This window comes from Vibrio sp. Makdt (assembly GCF_027587015.1).
GTDB classification, from domain to species: domain Bacteria; phylum Pseudomonadota; class Gammaproteobacteria; order Enterobacterales; family Vibrionaceae; genus Vibrio; species Vibrio chagasii_B.
Genome location: NZ_JAPPTH010000006.1, coordinates 147,300 through 164,666, shown reverse-complemented (window position 1 = coordinate 164,666; position 17,367 = coordinate 147,300). Strand labels below are relative to the sequence as shown.

General features: G+C 46.2%; 12 protein-coding genes. 9 read left to right on the top strand and 3 right to left on the bottom strand.

Annotation, left to right across the window (positions count from 1 at the left end; all coding sequences use genetic code 11):
• Positions 1-91: 91 nt before the first annotated feature.
• The 3 genes from OH460_RS09920 to hldE all read left to right on the top strand — a co-directional run bounded on the left by OH460_RS09920 (position 92) and on the right by hldE (position 5,958).
• Positions 92-1,348 carry a methyl-accepting chemotaxis protein gene (locus OH460_RS09920; RefSeq protein WP_061033399.1) on the top strand — a complete coding sequence of 419 codons (1,257 nt, stop codon included), beginning with the start codon at positions 92-94 and terminating at the stop codon, positions 1,346-1,348.
• Positions 1,349-1,557: 209 nt separating this feature from the next.
• Positions 1,558-4,407, top strand: a complete 2,850-nt coding sequence (gene glnE / locus OH460_RS09915; RefSeq protein ID WP_269996965.1) for a bifunctional [glutamate--ammonia ligase]-adenylyl-L-tyrosine phosphorylase/[glutamate--ammonia-ligase] adenylyltransferase — start codon at positions 1,558-1,560, stop codon at positions 4,405-4,407.
• Positions 4,408-4,527: 120 nt separating this feature from the next.
• On the top strand, positions 4,528-5,958 hold the full coding sequence (gene hldE / locus OH460_RS09910) for a bifunctional D-glycero-beta-D-manno-heptose-7-phosphate kinase/D-glycero-beta-D-manno-heptose 1-phosphate adenylyltransferase HldE (protein ID WP_269996964.1): 1,431 nt from the start codon (positions 4,528-4,530) through the stop codon (positions 5,956-5,958).
• Positions 5,959-6,047: 89 nt separating this feature from the next.
• On the opposite strand, the gene tolC is transcribed toward hldE, so the two are convergent.
• On the bottom strand, positions 6,048-7,373 hold the full coding sequence (gene tolC / locus OH460_RS09905) for an outer membrane channel protein TolC (protein ID WP_269996963.1): 1,326 nt from the start codon (positions 7,371-7,373) through the stop codon (positions 6,048-6,050).
• Between the two features lie 227 nt (positions 7,374-7,600).
• On the opposite strand from tolC, the gene nudF reads away from it, so the two are divergent.
• From nudF to parC, 6 genes are all read left to right on the top strand, one after another.
• Positions 7,601-8,230 (top strand): ADP-ribose diphosphatase, encoded by a 630-nt coding sequence (gene nudF / locus OH460_RS09900; protein ID WP_269996962.1) that lies wholly within the window; start codon positions 7,601-7,603, stop codon positions 8,228-8,230.
• A 4-nt stretch (positions 8,231-8,234) separates the two neighbouring features.
• The gene (locus OH460_RS09895) at positions 8,235-8,675 is read left to right on the top strand and encodes a DUF1249 family protein (RefSeq protein ID WP_008222561.1); all 441 of its coding nucleotides are present in this window, start codon (positions 8,235-8,237) and stop codon (positions 8,673-8,675) included.
• A gap of 59 nt (positions 8,676-8,734) precedes the next feature.
• Positions 8,735-9,559, top strand: a complete 825-nt coding sequence (gene cpdA / locus OH460_RS09890; RefSeq protein WP_269996961.1) for a 3',5'-cyclic-AMP phosphodiesterase — start codon at positions 8,735-8,737, stop codon at positions 9,557-9,559.
• Positions 9,560-9,574: 15 nt separating this feature from the next.
• Positions 9,575-10,180, top strand: a complete 606-nt coding sequence (gene yqiA, locus OH460_RS09885) for an esterase YqiA (protein ID WP_269996960.1) — start codon at positions 9,575-9,577, stop codon at positions 10,178-10,180.
• Positions 10,181-10,419: 239 nt separating this feature from the next.
• Positions 10,420-12,300 (top strand): DNA topoisomerase IV subunit B, encoded by a 1,881-nt coding sequence (parE, locus tag OH460_RS09880; protein ID WP_008222567.1) that lies wholly within the window; start codon positions 10,420-10,422, stop codon positions 12,298-12,300.
• 3 nt (positions 12,301-12,303) lie between these two features.
• Positions 12,304-14,562 carry a DNA topoisomerase IV subunit A gene (gene parC / locus OH460_RS09875; RefSeq protein WP_269996959.1) on the top strand — a complete coding sequence of 753 codons (2,259 nt, stop codon included), beginning with the start codon at positions 12,304-12,306 and terminating at the stop codon, positions 14,560-14,562.
• Positions 14,563-14,666: 104 nt separating this feature from the next.
• Here parC and degS read toward each other — a convergent pair whose 3' ends face one another.
• Both degS and OH460_RS09865 read right to left on the bottom strand, forming a co-directional pair.
• Positions 14,667-15,731: an outer membrane-stress sensor serine endopeptidase DegS gene (gene degS, locus OH460_RS09870; protein ID WP_061033391.1), complete on the bottom strand. Its 1,065-nt coding sequence runs from the start codon at positions 15,729-15,731 to the stop codon at positions 14,667-14,669.
• Between the two features lie 160 nt (positions 15,732-15,891).
• Positions 15,892-17,247: a DegQ family serine endoprotease gene (locus OH460_RS09865; RefSeq protein WP_269997023.1), complete on the bottom strand. Its 1,356-nt coding sequence runs from the start codon at positions 17,245-17,247 to the stop codon at positions 15,892-15,894.
• Positions 17,248-17,367: the final 120 nt, after the last annotated feature.

Sequence of the window (17,367 nt, the reverse complement as noted above, 5' to 3'; positions counted from 1 at the left end):
CGAGGCTCAAAATAAATCGCGAACCTGACTCAATCAGCCATCTCGCGGGTATAGAAGCCATCAATATATAAGAGTTAATGGAGAACTGACAATGACTAAACTGTCATTCAAGCCGTGGGAAAGGGTAATCTCTGACGTTCGTCTCGTTCCGAAAATGATCATGCTGATGGTGTTCAGTACCATCTTGATCATTTCTAAACAGCTATGGGACGCGAGCACGTTTTACGATTCATTGCTCGCTGCAACGAATAATGCACAAGTCGCGCAGCAGCATTATGAAACTTACCTAGTTCAAGTCGCTTGGCAGACAGGCTTGATGATCATTGTGTTTGTGGTTCTTTTATTAGCGGCAGCTCGCGTTATGCTGCGCCAAACTCAATACCTCAGTGATGCCATTAAAACGATGGCAGACAAGAATCTATCAGTGCCGATTCACATGGACTGTAAAGATGAATACGGCGATGTAGCTCGTGAGCTAGAAAAAACACGAGTTCAGCTGCATGACATGGTGAAGGCTCAACTGGCTTCTTCTGATGAGCTATTTGCTCTAACAGAAGTGATGACCATCAGCATGTCAGAGACCAAAGAGTCTGCTCAAGAAGAGTTTAACGAGATCGATCAGTTAGCAACGGCAATGAGCGAAATGACTTCGACCGTTCAAACGGTTGCTGAACATGCACAAAGCGCCTCTTCTCTTACAGAGCAAGCATCAGGCCAAGCATTGACTGGTCAGAAATTCGTTCAGGGCTCTGTATCTAAGATGAGTGAACTCTCTTCTGATATCGCAGCGTCTGCAGCAGCGGTAAACCAAGTTGAAGAGCGCGTTGATTCAATCGGCAGCGTTGTAGGTACTATCCAAGGCATTTCAGAACAAACCAACTTACTGGCACTCAACGCAGCGATTGAAGCGGCGCGTGCAGGTGAAGCCGGTCGTGGTTTTGCTGTGGTTGCTGATGAGGTTCGTAACCTTGCACAGCGTACTCAACAAGCAACCGTCGAGATTCAAGATATGATCAGCCATCTACAAAGCAGTGCTAACTCTGCGGTAGAGTTGATGGAAAAGAGTGTTGTTGAAGCGGCTGAAGGTGTCGATCTGGTGACCAATGCGGGTTCTGAGTTGGATGGTATTGTAAGCCAAGTAAACCAGATCAATGATATGAACTTCCAAATCGCGACGGCTGCAGGCCAACAGAGCAGTGTTGCGGAAGAGATGAGTGTTAACCTGACCAATGTTCGCGAGCTGGTTGAAGCTTCGGTTGTCGTGGTCGGTGAGCTTCTAGAAACCTCTCAGCTTATGGAAAGCAACGCGCAAGAACTCGACGGTAAGATTAAGCAGTTTAAGGTATAATCTTGTTCTCTAAACCCTATTGATAGAGCCTTTTTTCTAGAGAGAAAGGTCTGACTCGATAAGTTCACGGATAAAACGCCCACATTGCTGATGTGGGCGTTTTTTATTGGCGTAACTTTGGTATAACTATCTTTAGCTATGAAAACTCATTATTGAAAAACTGAACCGATAAATTGATTGCTCGCGCGCAGCTTATACAAGGAAGAAACATGCCATTGCCTCCTCAACTCGTCACTCATTTGCAGTCAGCTTTTGAGCAATTATTAGAGCACCAAAGTGAAGCCATTAATGCTTGGCCTGAGCCGCTAATTGAAGACCTTAAACGCGTCTTAGGATTAAGCTGCTTTATTGGTGATTGCTTACAACGTGACACGGTTTTATCGACGACTCTACCGGATATGTTGGAATGTGAGGAGCGTGCTGAAGGGTATCGTGGACGATTGGCTGAGCTGCTTTCTGATTGTACGGACGAAATGAGCGGTCAGCGAGTGCTACGTCAATTCCGCAATCGAGAAATGACCTATATTGCATGGCGTGACTTTATGGGCTCTTGGGAGCTTGAACAGAGCCTAAGTCATCTCTCTATGTTGGCCGAAGCGATGATCTTCGAGACCTATCAATGGCAGTACGACATTTGCTGTAAAGAGTGGGGCACACCTTGTAATGAACAGGGTGAAGCACAGCCGATGCTTATCATTGGCATGGGTAAGCTTGGTGGCGGTGAACTCAACTTTTCTTCTGATATCGACCTGATTTTTACCTACCCTGAAAATGGCGAAACCCAAGGAGCAAGACGCAGTATCGCCAATGCGCAGTTCTTTACCCGCTTAGGGCAGCGTATTATCAAGGCGCTCGATCAACAAACCTTTGATGGGTTCTGTTATCGCGTCGATATGCGTCTGCGTCCTTTTGGTGAGAGTGGACCATTGGTGATGAGTTACGCCGCTCTGGAAGATTACTACCAAGAACAAGGGCGAGACTGGGAACGTTACGCGATGGTTAAGGCGCGCGTAATGGGCAGTGAAATGTACCCAGAGTATCAAGAGTTGCGCAAGATGCTACGTCCGTTTGTCTTCCGTCGCTATATCGATTTCAGTGCAATTCAATCTTTGCGCCGCATGAAATCGATGATCAGCAGTGAAGTGCGTCGTCGTGGCTTATCCAATAATATCAAGCTCGGCTCAGGCGGCATTCGTGAGGTTGAGTTCATTGCACAAGTCTTCCAACTGATTCGTGGTGGCCGTGAGCCTAGCTTACGTGGACGAGGGCTTTTAGAGACGTTAACCGCCATTGACTCTCTGCATCTGCTAGAAGCCGGAGAAGTGACTGACCTGCGCGATGCTTACCTGTTTTTACGTCGCCTAGAAAACCTACTGCAAGCGATGGCTGACAAGCAAACTCAGACGTTGCCGGATGGTGAGTTTGAACAACTTCAGCTTGCTGTTGCCATGCAATTCAGTGATTGGGAGAGTTTGATTACTGCAACTCGCGCCCATATGGCAAACGTACATAACGTGTTCGAAGAGCTGATCGGGATTGACGAAGAGGACGCTAACCCAATCGCGAGTCACTTCAGTGAGCTGTGGGATATGGCCCATAAGCCGGATGTTATCGAGCATGTATTGGAGCATGATATTGCTATCGCCAATCCGCCAGAAGCGGCGAAAACCATTATTCAATTTAAAGCGGATATCGCTAAGAAAACCCTTGGTCCGCGTGGGCGTGAAGTTCTCAATCGACTGATGCCGAAAGTATTTCAGGCCCTGTATACCGCTAAAGACGCTGAGTTTGGTTTATCGCGTGTACTGCATTTACTGCATAAAATTGTCACGCGTACCACTTATCTAGAGTTGCTCGATGAGCACCCCGCTGCATTGACTCAACTTGTTCGTTTATGTACTGCGAGCCCGATGATCTCAGAACAGCTTGGACGTTACCCAATCCTGTTAGATGAACTTATCGACCCTCAGCAGCTCTATAATCCGGTGCCACTTGAGTCTTACAAGACAGAATTACGTGACTACCTTGCTCGTATTCCTGAAGACGACATGGAACAGCAGATGGAAGGTCTGCGTCAGTTTAAGCAGACTTGTATCCTAAGGATTGCTGCGGCGGATATAGCGGGTGTGCTGCCGGTTATGAAGGTGAGTGATCACCTGACTTACTTAGCAGAAGCGATTGTTGAAGCCGGTGTTAACCAAGCTTGGTTACAAGTGTCGGCTAAGTTTGGTGAGCCTACTCATGTTAAAGACCGTGAGGGGCGCGGTTTTGCGGTTGTCGGTTATGGCAAAGTCGGCGGCTGGGAGCTTGGTTACAACTCAGACCTCGATATTGTGTTTATGCATGACTGCCCGGTACACATCTATACTGATGGTAAGAAAGAGATCGATGGACGCCAATTTTATCTAAGGTTGGCGCAGCGTATTATTCATATCTTCTCGACCAGAACAGCGTCGGGAATCCTGTATGAAGTCGATACTCGCTTGCGTCCATCGGGTGCTTCGGGTTTGTTGGTTAGTCCAACTGATGCCTTTGATGAGTATCAACACAACGATGCATGGACATGGGAGCATCAAGCGCTGACTCGAGCTCGTATGATCTATGGTGATGAGCAATTGGCTTCCGCATTCAACAAAACACGTCATGAGGTGTTGTGTCTATCACGTGATGAAGCAACGTTGAAAAAAGCAGTGGTGGATATGCGAGAAAAAATGCGTGATCACCTTGGTGGTAAAAAAGCCGAACGATTCATGCTCAAACAGGATGCTGGTGGCATCACTGATGTTGAGTTTTTAGCGCAATACTTAGTGTTACGATACAGCCACGAGAAGCCAAAGCTGACACGTTGGTGTGACAATGTCAGAATCTTTGAGAGTCTGATGTCACAAGGAATCATGGACGAGCAACAAGGCATGGCATTGACCAATGCATACACAACGCTACGCGATGAAATACACCATCGTAACCTACTTAATCTTGATGCTGATGTTGCAATCAATAAGTTCGAAATGGAAAGAGAACATGTGGTTCAAGCATGGAAGCAATGGATGGAAGCGTAACTCGGCTTTCGCTTAGCTAGCACAGTGCCTATCGAGATAGGCTTTACTCTTTTTTCTATGGTTTAGCCACTGTAATCAGTGTGCTAGACTCTAGCCAGATTCGATTTTTGGAGATCCATAATGAAACCAATTCTACCTGACTACAGCCAATCAGGCGTTCTAGTTGTCGGTGATGTCATGCTTGACCGTTACTGGTATGGTCCGACTGGCCGTATTTCACCAGAAGCACCTGTGCCCGTGGTAAAAGTAGAAAATAACGAGGAGCGACCTGGCGGTGCTGCTAACGTTGCAATGAATATTGCTTCGCTTGGTGGTCATGCTCATATCGTTGGTTTAACTGGAAAAGATGAGCCTGCTGAGGTGCTCAAAAACACCCTAGGTGCACTAAAAGTTAAGTGTGACTTTGTTGAGTTAGAAGACTATCCAACCATCACCAAACTACGAGTGATGAGCCGCGGTCAGCAGTTAATCCGTCTTGATTTTGAAGACAAATTTGAAAATACCGACCCTGAGCTGGTTCTATCTCGTATGGAGCAAGCGCTGCCAAATGTACGCTCGGTGATTTTATCTGATTACGCGAAAGGTGCATTAGAGCATGTACAGAGTTTCATTCAAAAAGCACGCGCAGCCAATGTTCCTGTATTCATCGATCCTAAAGGCGCTGACTTTGAACGTTACCGCGGTGCGACATTACTGACACCAAACATGGCAGAGTTTGAGTTGGTTGCTGGTAAAGTAAAAAATGAAGAAGAAATGATCGAAAAAGGGCTCGCACTTATTGAAGAGTTTGATTTCGATGCACTACTTGTGACCCGTAGTGAGCATGGTATGACGTTACTACGTAAAGGTCAGGCACCATTCCACTTGCCAACTCAAGCGAAAGAAGTTTACGACGTGACAGGTGCTGGTGATACGGTTATCTCCGTTCTTGCTGCTTCTGTTGCTGCCGGTAAACCATTGGATGAAGCGTGTGCATTAGCGAACGCGGCAGCTGGTGTGGTGGTTGGTAAGCTAGGTACATCGACACTTTCTACTATTGAACTAGCGGAAGCGATTCACGGTAGCCAAGATACAGACTACGGCGTTATCTCGGAAGCGGCACTGGTTGAAGCGGTGAAACGCGCTCGTGCTAAAGGTGAGAAAGTGGTTATGACTAACGGCTGTTTCGATATCCTTCATGCGGGCCATGTTTCTTACATGAACCATGCAGCGGAATTGGGTGATCGCCTGATTGTGGCTGTGAATACCGACGATTCTGTTAAGCGTTTGAAAGGTCCTGGTCGTCCTGTCAACCCTACCGATCGTCGTATGGCGGTATTGGCGGGCTTAGGTGCAGTTGACTGGGTGGTGCCTTTCTCTGAAGACACACCTCAACGTTTGATCTCTGAAGTGCTACCAAGCATTTTAGTAAAAGGTGGTGATTACAAACCTGAAGAGATTGCTGGTGGTGCGGAAGTAATTGCTGCGGGTGGTGAAGTTAAAGTACTTAACTTTGAAGATGGTTGTTCGACAACTGAAATTATTAAAGCAATCAAAGGTGGCCGAGGCTAATTTTTAGCTTTGAATACCCAGTTTAATAGATAATAAAAATGCCGCTCAATGAGCGGCATTTTTGTAGCTGTAGCTAGCGCAATTTAGAATTACTTGCTTGCGACTTTTAGACCAGCGTTTACATCAACGATGTCCTGCTCGCTCAGCGTACCAACGGCTTGACGTAGCTGAAGTACACTTAGGATGTAGTTGTAACGAGCGTCTGAAAGATTCTTGTTAGCATCGTACAGACGACGAGTTGAATCTAGTACGTCAACGATAGTACGAGTACCTACATCGAAACCAGCTTCTGTCGCTTCTAGAGCTGACTGAGCAGAAACAACAGATTGTTCATAAGCGCGTAGAGCACCAATTGAAGCACTGATGTTGTTGTTGAATGCACGTACGTCTTTAACAACGCTACGGTAAGTTGCTTCTAGATCTTCACTTGCTGCAACGTAGTTGTATTCAGCCTGTTTGGTTAAAGAAGTTGTGTTACCACCTGTGTATAGAGGCACAACTAAGTTCAAACCAATGTTCAGGTTGTCTTGGTCATAATCTTGAGAGCTATTGGATTGATCAGCCAGAGCATAGCTACCGTCTAGCGTTAGGCTTGGCAGGTGACCAGAGCTTGCTAGAGAGATGTTGTCTTTTGCTACGTCTTGAGAGATACGTGCAGCGAGTAGGCTAAGGTTATTTTGCTCAGCTTGTTCAACAAGTGCTGCAGCTGATTCTGAAGACTTGCTCGCTGAGAAGCGGTCCGTATCTAAGATGCTTAGCTGAGAGTGCTCTTGGCCTGTAATTTCACGTAGACCTTCGTAGCTGTTAGTCAGTGTGTTCTCAGCCAATACTTCATCTGCTAAAACGCCATCGTACTGAGCTTGCGCATCATGTACATCGGTAATTGCAGAAAGACCCACTTCAAAACGTTGCTTAGTTTGCTCAAGCTGACGAGCAACGGCTGCTTTTTCAGCACGAACAAACTCTAGGTTGTCTTGAGCACGAAGTACGTCGAAATAAGCTGTTGCTGTACGCAGGATCAACGCTTGTTGCTCTGCCGCGTATGCTGAATCAGCCTGGCGAGCCGTTTTCTCGGCGGTGTCTAGAGTGATCCATGAAGAGCGTTGGTAAAGCTCTTGAGAAAAACCAATCGCAGCTCCCCAAGTATTGTTATCGATACTTGAACTGCCAACACCAGACGTGTCTCGGTCACCACGATTAATATCGTAGTTTGCTGTTAGGTTAATTTGAGGTAGCAAGTCACTACGGCTTGACGTTACTGCTTCAAAAGCGGCATCGCGCTGCGCTGCTGAACGAAGAAGTTGTGGATCGTTCTGTTTTGCTTGGTCATAAACTTCAGCTAGCGTATCAGCGAAAGCTGATGAACTCAGGCTGCCAATTGCTGCACTGATAAATAGTGGAAGCAGTTTTTTCATTTTCCTATTCCTGCCTTTAATAGAATTTTCTTTAAAAGAGTTTAACCCAGTTTGGTGGTAATTTACTCGAAACTTTGCACTTTTTTACATTTAACTGTCCACTTGTGCAATATTTATTTTTTAAAGCTTAACTTTAATTGTAAGTTTTATATAAAAAGTTGAACCTTATCCTTGGTAGTTAACTCGGACAATGAGTAAACTATAAAGATCACTTAGTGAGGTACCAAATGCAACAGTATGACAATCAACGACATGAGTTTACTCCGCAAGATGTGGAAATAGTCTCAAAAGAGACGCTGTTTCGTGGTTTTTTCAAAATGGTTAAGTACACATTTAAACATAGACTGTTTGAGGGTGGCTGGAGCCAACCAATTGAGCGTGAAATGTTTGAACGTGGTCATGCTGCCGCTTTGTTACCTTATGATCCCGTGCGTGACGAAGTCGTGATCGTCGAACAGATCCGTGTCGGTGCTCTCGAGCATGAGCATCCGTGGCAATACGAAATTGTTGCCGGGATTATCGATACCGATGAATCACCAAAAGATGTGGCTCGTCGTGAAGCGATGGAAGAAGCAGGAGTCGAAGTCGGATCTGTGCTGCCTATCACTTCGTATTACCCTTCTTCAGGCGGCTGTTCAGAGAGGCTTGATGTTTTTGTTGGTTGTGTCGATGCCACCACGGCCAAAGGGGTGCACGGATTGGATTACGAAGGTGAAGATATTCGTGTACAAGTGATGAGTCGTGAAGCGGCTTATCAACTGGTTAAAGATGGTGTGTTTGAAAATGGGGCCACGATCATTGCGCTGCAGTGGCTACAATTGAACTACCAAGAATTACAGTCAGAGTGGGTAGCTTAACGTTATGCCAAATATAGCGGTCAAGAAACCGTATCATGTTGATCTTGCTGAATTGATGCGAGTCTATGAGACGAATTATGCCAAACTTAACGCTTTGTTACCGGTTGGGCATGAGGTTGGTGATGTCCGCTGTTACCAAGCCGTTAATATGGTGTATCAATTGACAGTGAATGAGGTCACAAAATACACCACATTAATAGATATATGTCAGAGTGACGCGATGCCAGTGTTTCCTTTGCCAAAAATGTCTGTCAGGCTATATCACGACGCTCGAGTTGCAGAAGTGTGCGCTAGCGGGGATTTTTCGCGAGTCAAAGCGAAATATGACTACCCCAACACTAAGCTTCTGCAAAAGGATGAGAAATTTCAATTGAATAAATTTCTTGGGGAATGGTTAACGTTTTGTTTAAAAACTGGTATCAGCCGAACTCCAATTGCCTTTTAATTGAGCTAATTTAAGAACATTTTTAAAGTCTAAACAGTAACGTATCTGGATTTGTTATTTTGGAATTATCACACACTTCAAAATTTGATGAGAGCAGTATTAAACTTGTGCAGCTAACGGATACGCATTTGTTTGCGCCGAGCAATGGCAGCTTATTAAGCATCAACACTCAAGATAGCTTTCGTGCTGTAGTCGATGGCATTGTTAGTCAGGGCTTTGACTATCAAGCGATCTTAGCGACTGGTGACATTTCTCAAGATCACAGCGCTGAGTCATACCAGAAATTTGAATCAGGGATTCAACCCTTAGAAAAACCGTGTTACTGGCTACCTGGAAACCATGATTTTAAGCCTAATATGGGCAGTGTTTTACCATCACCACAGATTCAATGTGTCGAACATGTATTACTGGGCGAGCGTTGGCAATTGATCATGTTGGACTCTCAAGTGGTTGGCGTACCTCACGGGCGTCTGAGCGATCAACAACTCGATCTGCTTGAACAAAAGTTAGCGGAATTTCCTGAACGTAATACCTTGGTTTTACTTCATCATCATCCGTTGTTGGTGGGCAGTGCTTGGCTCGATCAGCACAACCTTAAAGATGCCGACCAGTTCTGGGATGTCGTCCAACAGCACTCTAATGTGAAAGCTGTGTTGTGTGGTCATGTTCACCAAGACATGAATCGAGAACATCATGGTGTACAAGTCATGGCAACTCCGTCGACTTGCGTTCAGTTCAAGCCAAATTCAGATGACTTCGCCGTAGATACCTTATCTCCGGGTTGGAGAGAGATCGAATTGCATCAAGATGGTACGGTCAGCACTCAAGTTCGTCGCTTGCCTCATGGGCAGTTCTTGCCTGATTTTAAGGCTGCGGGTTATTAATAAAGGTTGCTACCGATGTCTGATTCTATCAATCAAACCATAAAGCCATCACTGCTTTTCTATATCCATGGTTTTAACAGTTCATCACGTTCTCACAAAGCGATGGTGATGGCCGAGTATTGTGCGGAGCATCGCGCGGATATTAAGGTGCTAATACCGCAACTGCCGAGTTTCCCGCAACAAGCTGCCCTTTTCCTGCAGCAGCTCGTGGAACAACACAAAGATCAATATCAGATTGCACTGGTTGGCAGCTCATTAGGCGGCTATCTTTCAACTTGGCTCAACAGTCATTATGGCTTTAAGGCGGTTGTGGTTAATCCCGCGGTGAAACCGTATGAACTGCTTGTGGACTATTTAGGTGAGCAAGTAAACCCATACACAGATGAACGATATGTACTGGAAACAAAGCATATTGATGAATTGAAGGCGTTAGATGTGCCAGATGTAGCAAAGCCAAGCGATTTCTGGTTACTTCAACAAACGGAAGATGAAGTTCTGGATTACCGACAAGCGGTTGAGAAGTATCAAGGTGCAACACAAACTGTAGAAGAGGGCGGAGATCATAGCTTTGTTGATTTTGAACGATACCCGCAACAAATCATCACCTTTCTACAGCTATAACCTATTTTATTCACTGAGTAGATTTCTCTCTTTTGCTTGTTATTTCATCTATCAATGGTGAAATATCATAGTTTGATGTCTTAGTTTTTGAACTAGCTTGACATCATTACTCAGCTTCCAGACTATATTCCCCAATACTTCGCTCGTTCGCTCTGCTATGACGGTTCATAGTAATGATTCTGCTTTAGTGAAACTGGAGCCAGCGAACTGACGCAAACTTTTTGAGTAAACTCCGTATTATGACTGAACAATATAATGCAAAAGACCTCGAGGTACTTGAAGGTCTCGACCCTGTGCGACACCGCCCAGGTATGTATACCGAGACAGAAAGACCGAACCACCTTGCCCAAGAAGTCATTGATAACTCGGTCGATGAAGCTCTAGCGGGACACGCTAAGAAAATCAAAGTTGTGCTTCATGCAGACCAATCATTAGAAGTTACCGATGATGGCCGTGGTATGCCTGTCGATATCCACCCTGAGAAAGGTATCTCAGGTGTCGAGCTGATCCTAACCAAGCTCCACTCTGGTGGTAAGTTCTCGAACAACAACTACAAGTTTTCTGGTGGTTTGCACGGTGTAGGTATCTCGGTAGTAAACGCCCTGTCTAAGCGTGTTGAGGTTACGGTTCGCCGTGAAGGTCAAGTTCATGAAATCGCTCTAGAGCATGGTAAAGCGGTTACTGAACTGACGGTTACAGGCACTTGTGGTCATCGCAACAGTGGTACATCAGTACACTTCTGGCCTGACCCTAAATACTTCGATAGCTCTAAGTTTTCAACGCTTCGCCTAATCAACAATTTACGTGCGAAAGCGGTACTTTGCCCGGGGTTAGAAATCACCTTTAGCGACAAAGTGAACAATGAAGAACACAAATGGTTCTATGAAGATGGTCTAAAAGACTATCTTGCTGAAGGCGTGAAAGGTTACACCCTGTTGCCTGAAGAGCCTTATGTCGGTGAATTCGTTGCTGAAACGGAAATGGCTAACTGGGCGATCATTTGGCAGCCAGAAGGCGGCGACATGATCACTGAGAGTTACGTGAACTTGGTACCGACTAAACAAGGCGGTACACACGTAAATGGTCTGCGCCAAGGTCTATTGGATGCAATGCGTGAGTTCTGTGAATTCCGTAATCTATTACCACGTGGCGTTAAGCTAACGGGTGATGACATCTTTGACCGCTGTTCATACGTGCTATCGGTGAAGATGCAAGACCCTCAGTTTGCAGGTCAAACAAAAGAGCGTTTATCTTCTCGTCAAACCGCAGCATTTGTTTCTGGTGTTGTAAAAGATGCCTTCAGCCTGTGGTTGAATGAAAAACCACAACTGGCGGAGCAGTTAGCTGAAGCTTGTATTGCGAATGCGCACCGTCGTATGCGTGCGAGTAAGAAAGTAGTGCGTAAGAAAGTCGCGTCTGGCCCTGCACTACCAGGTAAACTAACCGACTGTTCGGTACAAGATTTGAATCGCACTGAAATCTTCTTCGTGGAAGGGGACTCGGCGGGTGGTTCTGCTAAGCAAGCTCGCGATCGTGAGTTCCAAGCAGTAATGCCATTGCGCGGTAAAATCCTAAATACATGGGAAGTGTCTGCAGACCAAGTATTGGCTTCTCAAGAGGTTCACGATATCTCAGTGGCTTTGGGTATTGACCCAGACAACGACGATTTATCAGGCCTGCGTTACGGTAAGATCTGTATCCTTGCCGATGCGGACTCGGATGGACTTCATATCGCGACACTACTATGTGCACTATTCACTCGTCACTTCAGCGCACTTGTTGAAGCGGGTCATATCTATGTAGCAATGCCGCCACTGTATCGTATCGACTGTGGTAAAGAGGTGTTCTACGCACTGGATGACGATGAGAAAGATGGCGTACTTGAGCGTCTGTCTAAGAAGAAATCCAAAATCAACGTACAACGATTCAAAGGTCTGGGTGAGATGAACCCACTTCAGCTACGTGAAACCACCATGGATCCAAATACTCGTCGCCTTGTTCAATTAACCATTGACGATAACGAAGCGACACTTGAGATGATGGACATGCTGCTAGGTAAAAAACGCGCTGATGATCGCCGTACATGGCTACAGACTAACGGTGATATGGCCGAGGTATAATGGATGTCTAACGAAATTACATTTGATGGCGTTGAACAATTGCCAATGCGCAAGTTCACCGAAGACGCCTACTTAAACTACTCAATGTACGTGATCATGGATCGTGCATTGCCTTATATCGGTGACGGCCTTAAGCCTGTACAGCGTCGTATTATCTATGCGATGTCTGAGCTTGGTTTATCTGCCGCTTCGAAATATAAGAAATCAGCACGTACCGTTGGTGACGTACTAGGTAAGTATCACCCGCACGGTGACTCTGCTTGTTACGAAGCTATGGTACTGATGGCACAGCCGTTCTCTTACCGCTACCCATTGGTAGATGGTCAAGGTAACTGGGGTGCTCCCGATGACCCGAAATCATTCGCAGCGATGCGTTATACCGAAGCGAAACTGTCTAAGTTTGCTGAGGTACTGCTTGGTGAATTAGGCCAAGGCACTGTTGAGTGGCAACCAAACTTTGATGGCACCATGAAAGAGCCACAAATGTTGCCAGCGCGTCTTCCTCATATCCTACTTAACGGTATTACTGGTATTGCAGTAGGTATGGCAACTGATATCCCACCACATAACGTGCGTGAAATTGCTGATGCGACGATTAAGCTAATCGATAGCCCGAAAGCTGAGCTATCAGAGATCATGGAAAGCGTCCAAGGCCCTGACTATCCAACAGAAGCTGAGATTATTTCTCCGAAGTCGGATATCGAAAAGATCTACAAAACGGGTCGTGGCAGCATCAAAATGCGTGCGGTTTGGCACAAAGAAGGCTCTGATATTGTTATCACAGCTCTGCCTCACCAAGTATCGGGCGCTAAGCTACTTGAGCAAATAGCTAACCAAATGCGTGCTAAGAAGCTGCCAATGGTTGATGACTTGCGTGATGAATCCGATCACGAGAACCCAACACGTATCGTAGTGGTGCCTCGTTCGAATCGTATCGATTGTGATCAACTGATGAGTCACCTATTTGCTTCGACAGATCTTGAGAAGAACTTCCGTGTTAACTTGAACATGATTGGCTTAGACAATCGCCCTCAAGTTAAAGGCCTAGTTCAAATTCTGAAAGAGTGGATTGAGTTCCGTCGCACAACGGTTCGCCGTCGTCTGCAACACCGTTTAGATAAAGTACTAGCTCGCCTACACATCTTGGAAGGTTTGCTGGTTGCTTACCTCAACCTTGATGAAGTAATTGAGATCATCCGAACTGAGGATGACCCTAAAGCGGTTCTGATGGAGCGCTTTGGTATTACGGAAATTCAAGCTGACGCTATCCTTGATACTAAACTTCGTCACCTTGCTAAGCTGGAAGAGATGAAAATCCGCGGCGAGCAAGATGAACTAGAGAAAGAGCGTGAGAAGCTAGAGAAGCTACTGGGCTCTGAGCGTCGTCTAAACACACTTATCAAGAAAGAAATTCAAGCTGACGCCGATAAATACGGTGATGACCGTCGTTCTCCATTAGTTGAACGTGCTGAAGCAAAAGCGATGACTGAGCGTGATTTGGTACCTAGCGAACCAATTACTGTTGTGCTGTCTGAGAAAGGTTGGATTCGTCATGCGAAAGGGCATGAGGTTGACGCTGAAGGCCTGAACTACAAATCGGGCGATAAATTCCTAGCGAGCGCTAAGGGTAAGAGTAATCAACAAGCGGTGTTCCTTGGCAGTGATGGCCGAAGCTACTCCCTTGAGTCTCATTCATTACCATCTGCGCGAAGTCAAGGTGAGCCGATTACCGGTCGCTTGAACATAAGCGCAGGCACCTCTATTCGCCAAGTGGTGATGGGAGAAGATGAACAGCTATGGTTAGTTGGCTCTGATGCTGGTTACGGCTTTGTTTGTAAGGGTAGCGATCTGCTGTCTAAGAACAAGAGCGGTAAAGCTCTGGTTAACCTGCCGCAATCTTCAGAAGTGATGGCGCCTAGTCCGATTGCTGATTTGGAAAGTAACCAGATTTTAGCGATTACCAACCAAGGCCGCATGTTGTTGTTCCCAATAAAAGACCTACCTCAATTGAGCAAAGGTAAGGGTAACAAGATCATCAACATTCCTTCTGCGAAGGCTAAAGAGCGTGAAGAGTTTGTATCGCACCTGATGGCTATTCCTGAGAATGCAACGCTGACCATCTACGCGGGTAAACGTAAACTTGGCTTGAAACCGGCTGACCTTGAAAACTTCCGTGGTGAACGTGGTCGTCGTGGCGGTCTACTGCCAAGAGGCCTACAGCGTGTGACTCGCATTGATATCGAAGAGCTAAGTGAATCGTAAAGACATTTGATGCTATCTTCGGATAAAAGAAAACCCAGCCTGTGAGCTGGGTTTTTTGTATTTGTCTGTCAGTTGTTTTGAATCGCTTACTTTTAGCGTTTGCTCTACAGGCGAGTATCTTCAGCAATCGTCACTTTGAGAGTCTTATTTTCACCTTGGCGCAAGATGCCAACATCGATCACCGTACCTGGGCGTAGATCGGTAACGATATCCATCACGCTCTGGCGACCATTCACCTGATTATTGTTGATGCTGACAATAATATCTTGAGCTTCAAAACCTGCATCCGCAGCCGGGCCATTTGGATCGATACCCAACACCACAATCCCACCGATATTCTTAGTACCCAACATGCGAGAGGTGACTGAGTTGATATCTTGCCCATCGATACCGATATAACCGCGAATCACACGACCATCAGCAATGATCTTCTCCATGATTTTATTGGCAAGTGGGTAGGGGATAGCAAATGAAATACCGTAGGTTTCCATGTCGGTCGCTTGTTGGAAAGAGGCGGTATTGATGCCGACTAACTCACCCTGAGAGTTAACCAGAGCACCTCCAGAGTTACCTTCATTGATCGCCGCATCAGTCTGAATAAAGGCTTGATGACCGTCAGCGCTGATTGAAGAGCGGCCAGTCGCGGAGATGATGCCAAAGGTGGTGGTTTGACCTAGGTTGTATGGGTTACCGATAGCCAGTACCACATCACCGACGTTGGCTTTGTAGTTCGGGTTGAGTGGGATCACCGGTAGGTTATCACCGCTGACTCTCAGTATCGCGATATCGGTGCGCTTGTCTGAACCGACAAGTTGCGCTGCTGCTACTCGGCCATCTTGAAGTGCGACAACAATTTGGTCAGCTTGAGCAACTACGTGGAAGTTGGTAATGATGTAGCCTTTTTCGCTGACAATAACCCCCGAACCCAAACCTTGAGTCAGTAGTTTGTTACGATCACTTTCTGCGTATTTACGGCTGTAAATATTCACCACAGCAGGCGCAGCGCGGCGTACCGCTTGATTAAATGAAATCTGAAGAGAGCCAATATTATCGACTTTAGGGCTAGTCACATCTGCAACAATGGCTGGCCTTAAGCTAGGAAAGGCAAGAAGAATCAGCGCCGCTGAAACGAGTCCAAGGGAGATAGAACGAAATAGAAAGGCCAGCATGTTTCCCTCTTCGACAGGTAAGGTATTGAGCCTCCACGCATGGGTGACTAGTTTGATTTACTTGTGAAGCATAGCATTTTGATTCATCTAAAGAAAAGGGAGACTGAGTAAGTTTAAAGCAAACTTACTCAGTCTCCCTGTGCTTGTGCTGACGAACTCGCTAGCGAATTACGAGGTAGATGGTTCTGTCATCTCGCTGGATATTGAGTGCTAATACACCAGGTTGTTTTTCAACGATCGCTCTAAACTCGGCAAGGTTCTTAACGGGCTGGCGGTTCACTCCGATGATGATGTCATCTTTCTGGAGCTGATAAGCTTCCGCCGGTGAACCTTGAGCGACGCTTGATACTTTCACGCCTGCTGCAGGGTCATTGCTAGTGGTGTTGGTCAGCTCGGCGCCAGTTAGCCCTTCGTGAAGCTTCTCGGCTTTGGTTTTGCTATTGGTTGACTCACCAAGCGTGACATCGAAGGTTTTATTCTTACCATCGCGAACGACACCTAACTCGATCTCTTTGCCTGCACCGAGCGTTGCGACTTTTGCTCTTAACTCGCTGAAGGTATCGATGCGTTTACCATTAATAGAGACGATAATGTCACCCGCTTTTAATCCAGCGTCATCAGCGGCACTGTCTGGCACAACTTGGCTAACGAAGGCGCCTTTGCTGGATTCATAACCTAATGCATCTGCAAGCTCTGAGGTGATCTCACCACCTTGAACGCCAAGCATGCCGCGTTTAACTTCACCGAAATCGATAATCTGTTCTGTCAGGTTTTTCATCATGTTGGATGGAATTGCAAAGCCGATACCGACATTACCTCCGTTAGGGCCAAGGATGGCAGTGTTGATACCAATTAGCTCACCGTTGAGGTTGACTAGCGCACCACCTGAGTTACCGCTGTTGATAGCGGCATCGGTTTGAATGAAGTTTTCAAAGTTCTCGAGGTTGAGGCCGCTTCGTCCAAGTGCAGAAACGATGCCAGATGTTACGGTCTGGCCAAGTCCAAACGGGTTACCAATCGCGACAGTGAAATCACCCACTCTCAACTTATCGGAGTCTGCGAGTTTTATCTGAGTTAGGTTCTTGGCTTTTTCGAGTTTCAAGAGGGCAATATCGGACATCTGGTCACCGCCGATAAGCTCGGCATCGTATTCTCGACCGTCATAAAGTCTTACTTTGATATCGTCAGCACCATCAATTACATGGTAGTTGGTGACGATATGGCCTTTTTGGGCGTCAATGATCACGCCAGAGCCTAACCCGCGAAATGGACGCTCACGAGTTTGTTCCGGGCCAAAAAAGAATTGGAATTGTTCAGGGATTTGCTGACGTTGTACCTGTTTGCCTTCAACGGCAATACTAACCACAGCGGGGGTCACTTGTTCGAGCATAGGTGCAAGGCTTGGTAATTGTTCATTACCTACACTTAATGGTAGTGCGGCGGTTGCTTGAATCGGGGTGATGATTGAACTTAAGCTTAAGGTCAGTACTGATAAAGCAAGCAAAGGTTTTTTCATCATAAACTCCTCTCTAGTTAAGGTCTTACCCCTCTCATTACGTGTGATACGTATGAGAAGTTTCAAATGACCTGAGTGAAAGTTATGACTCAAAAACCTTTGTAAAGTTCACCTAAGTGT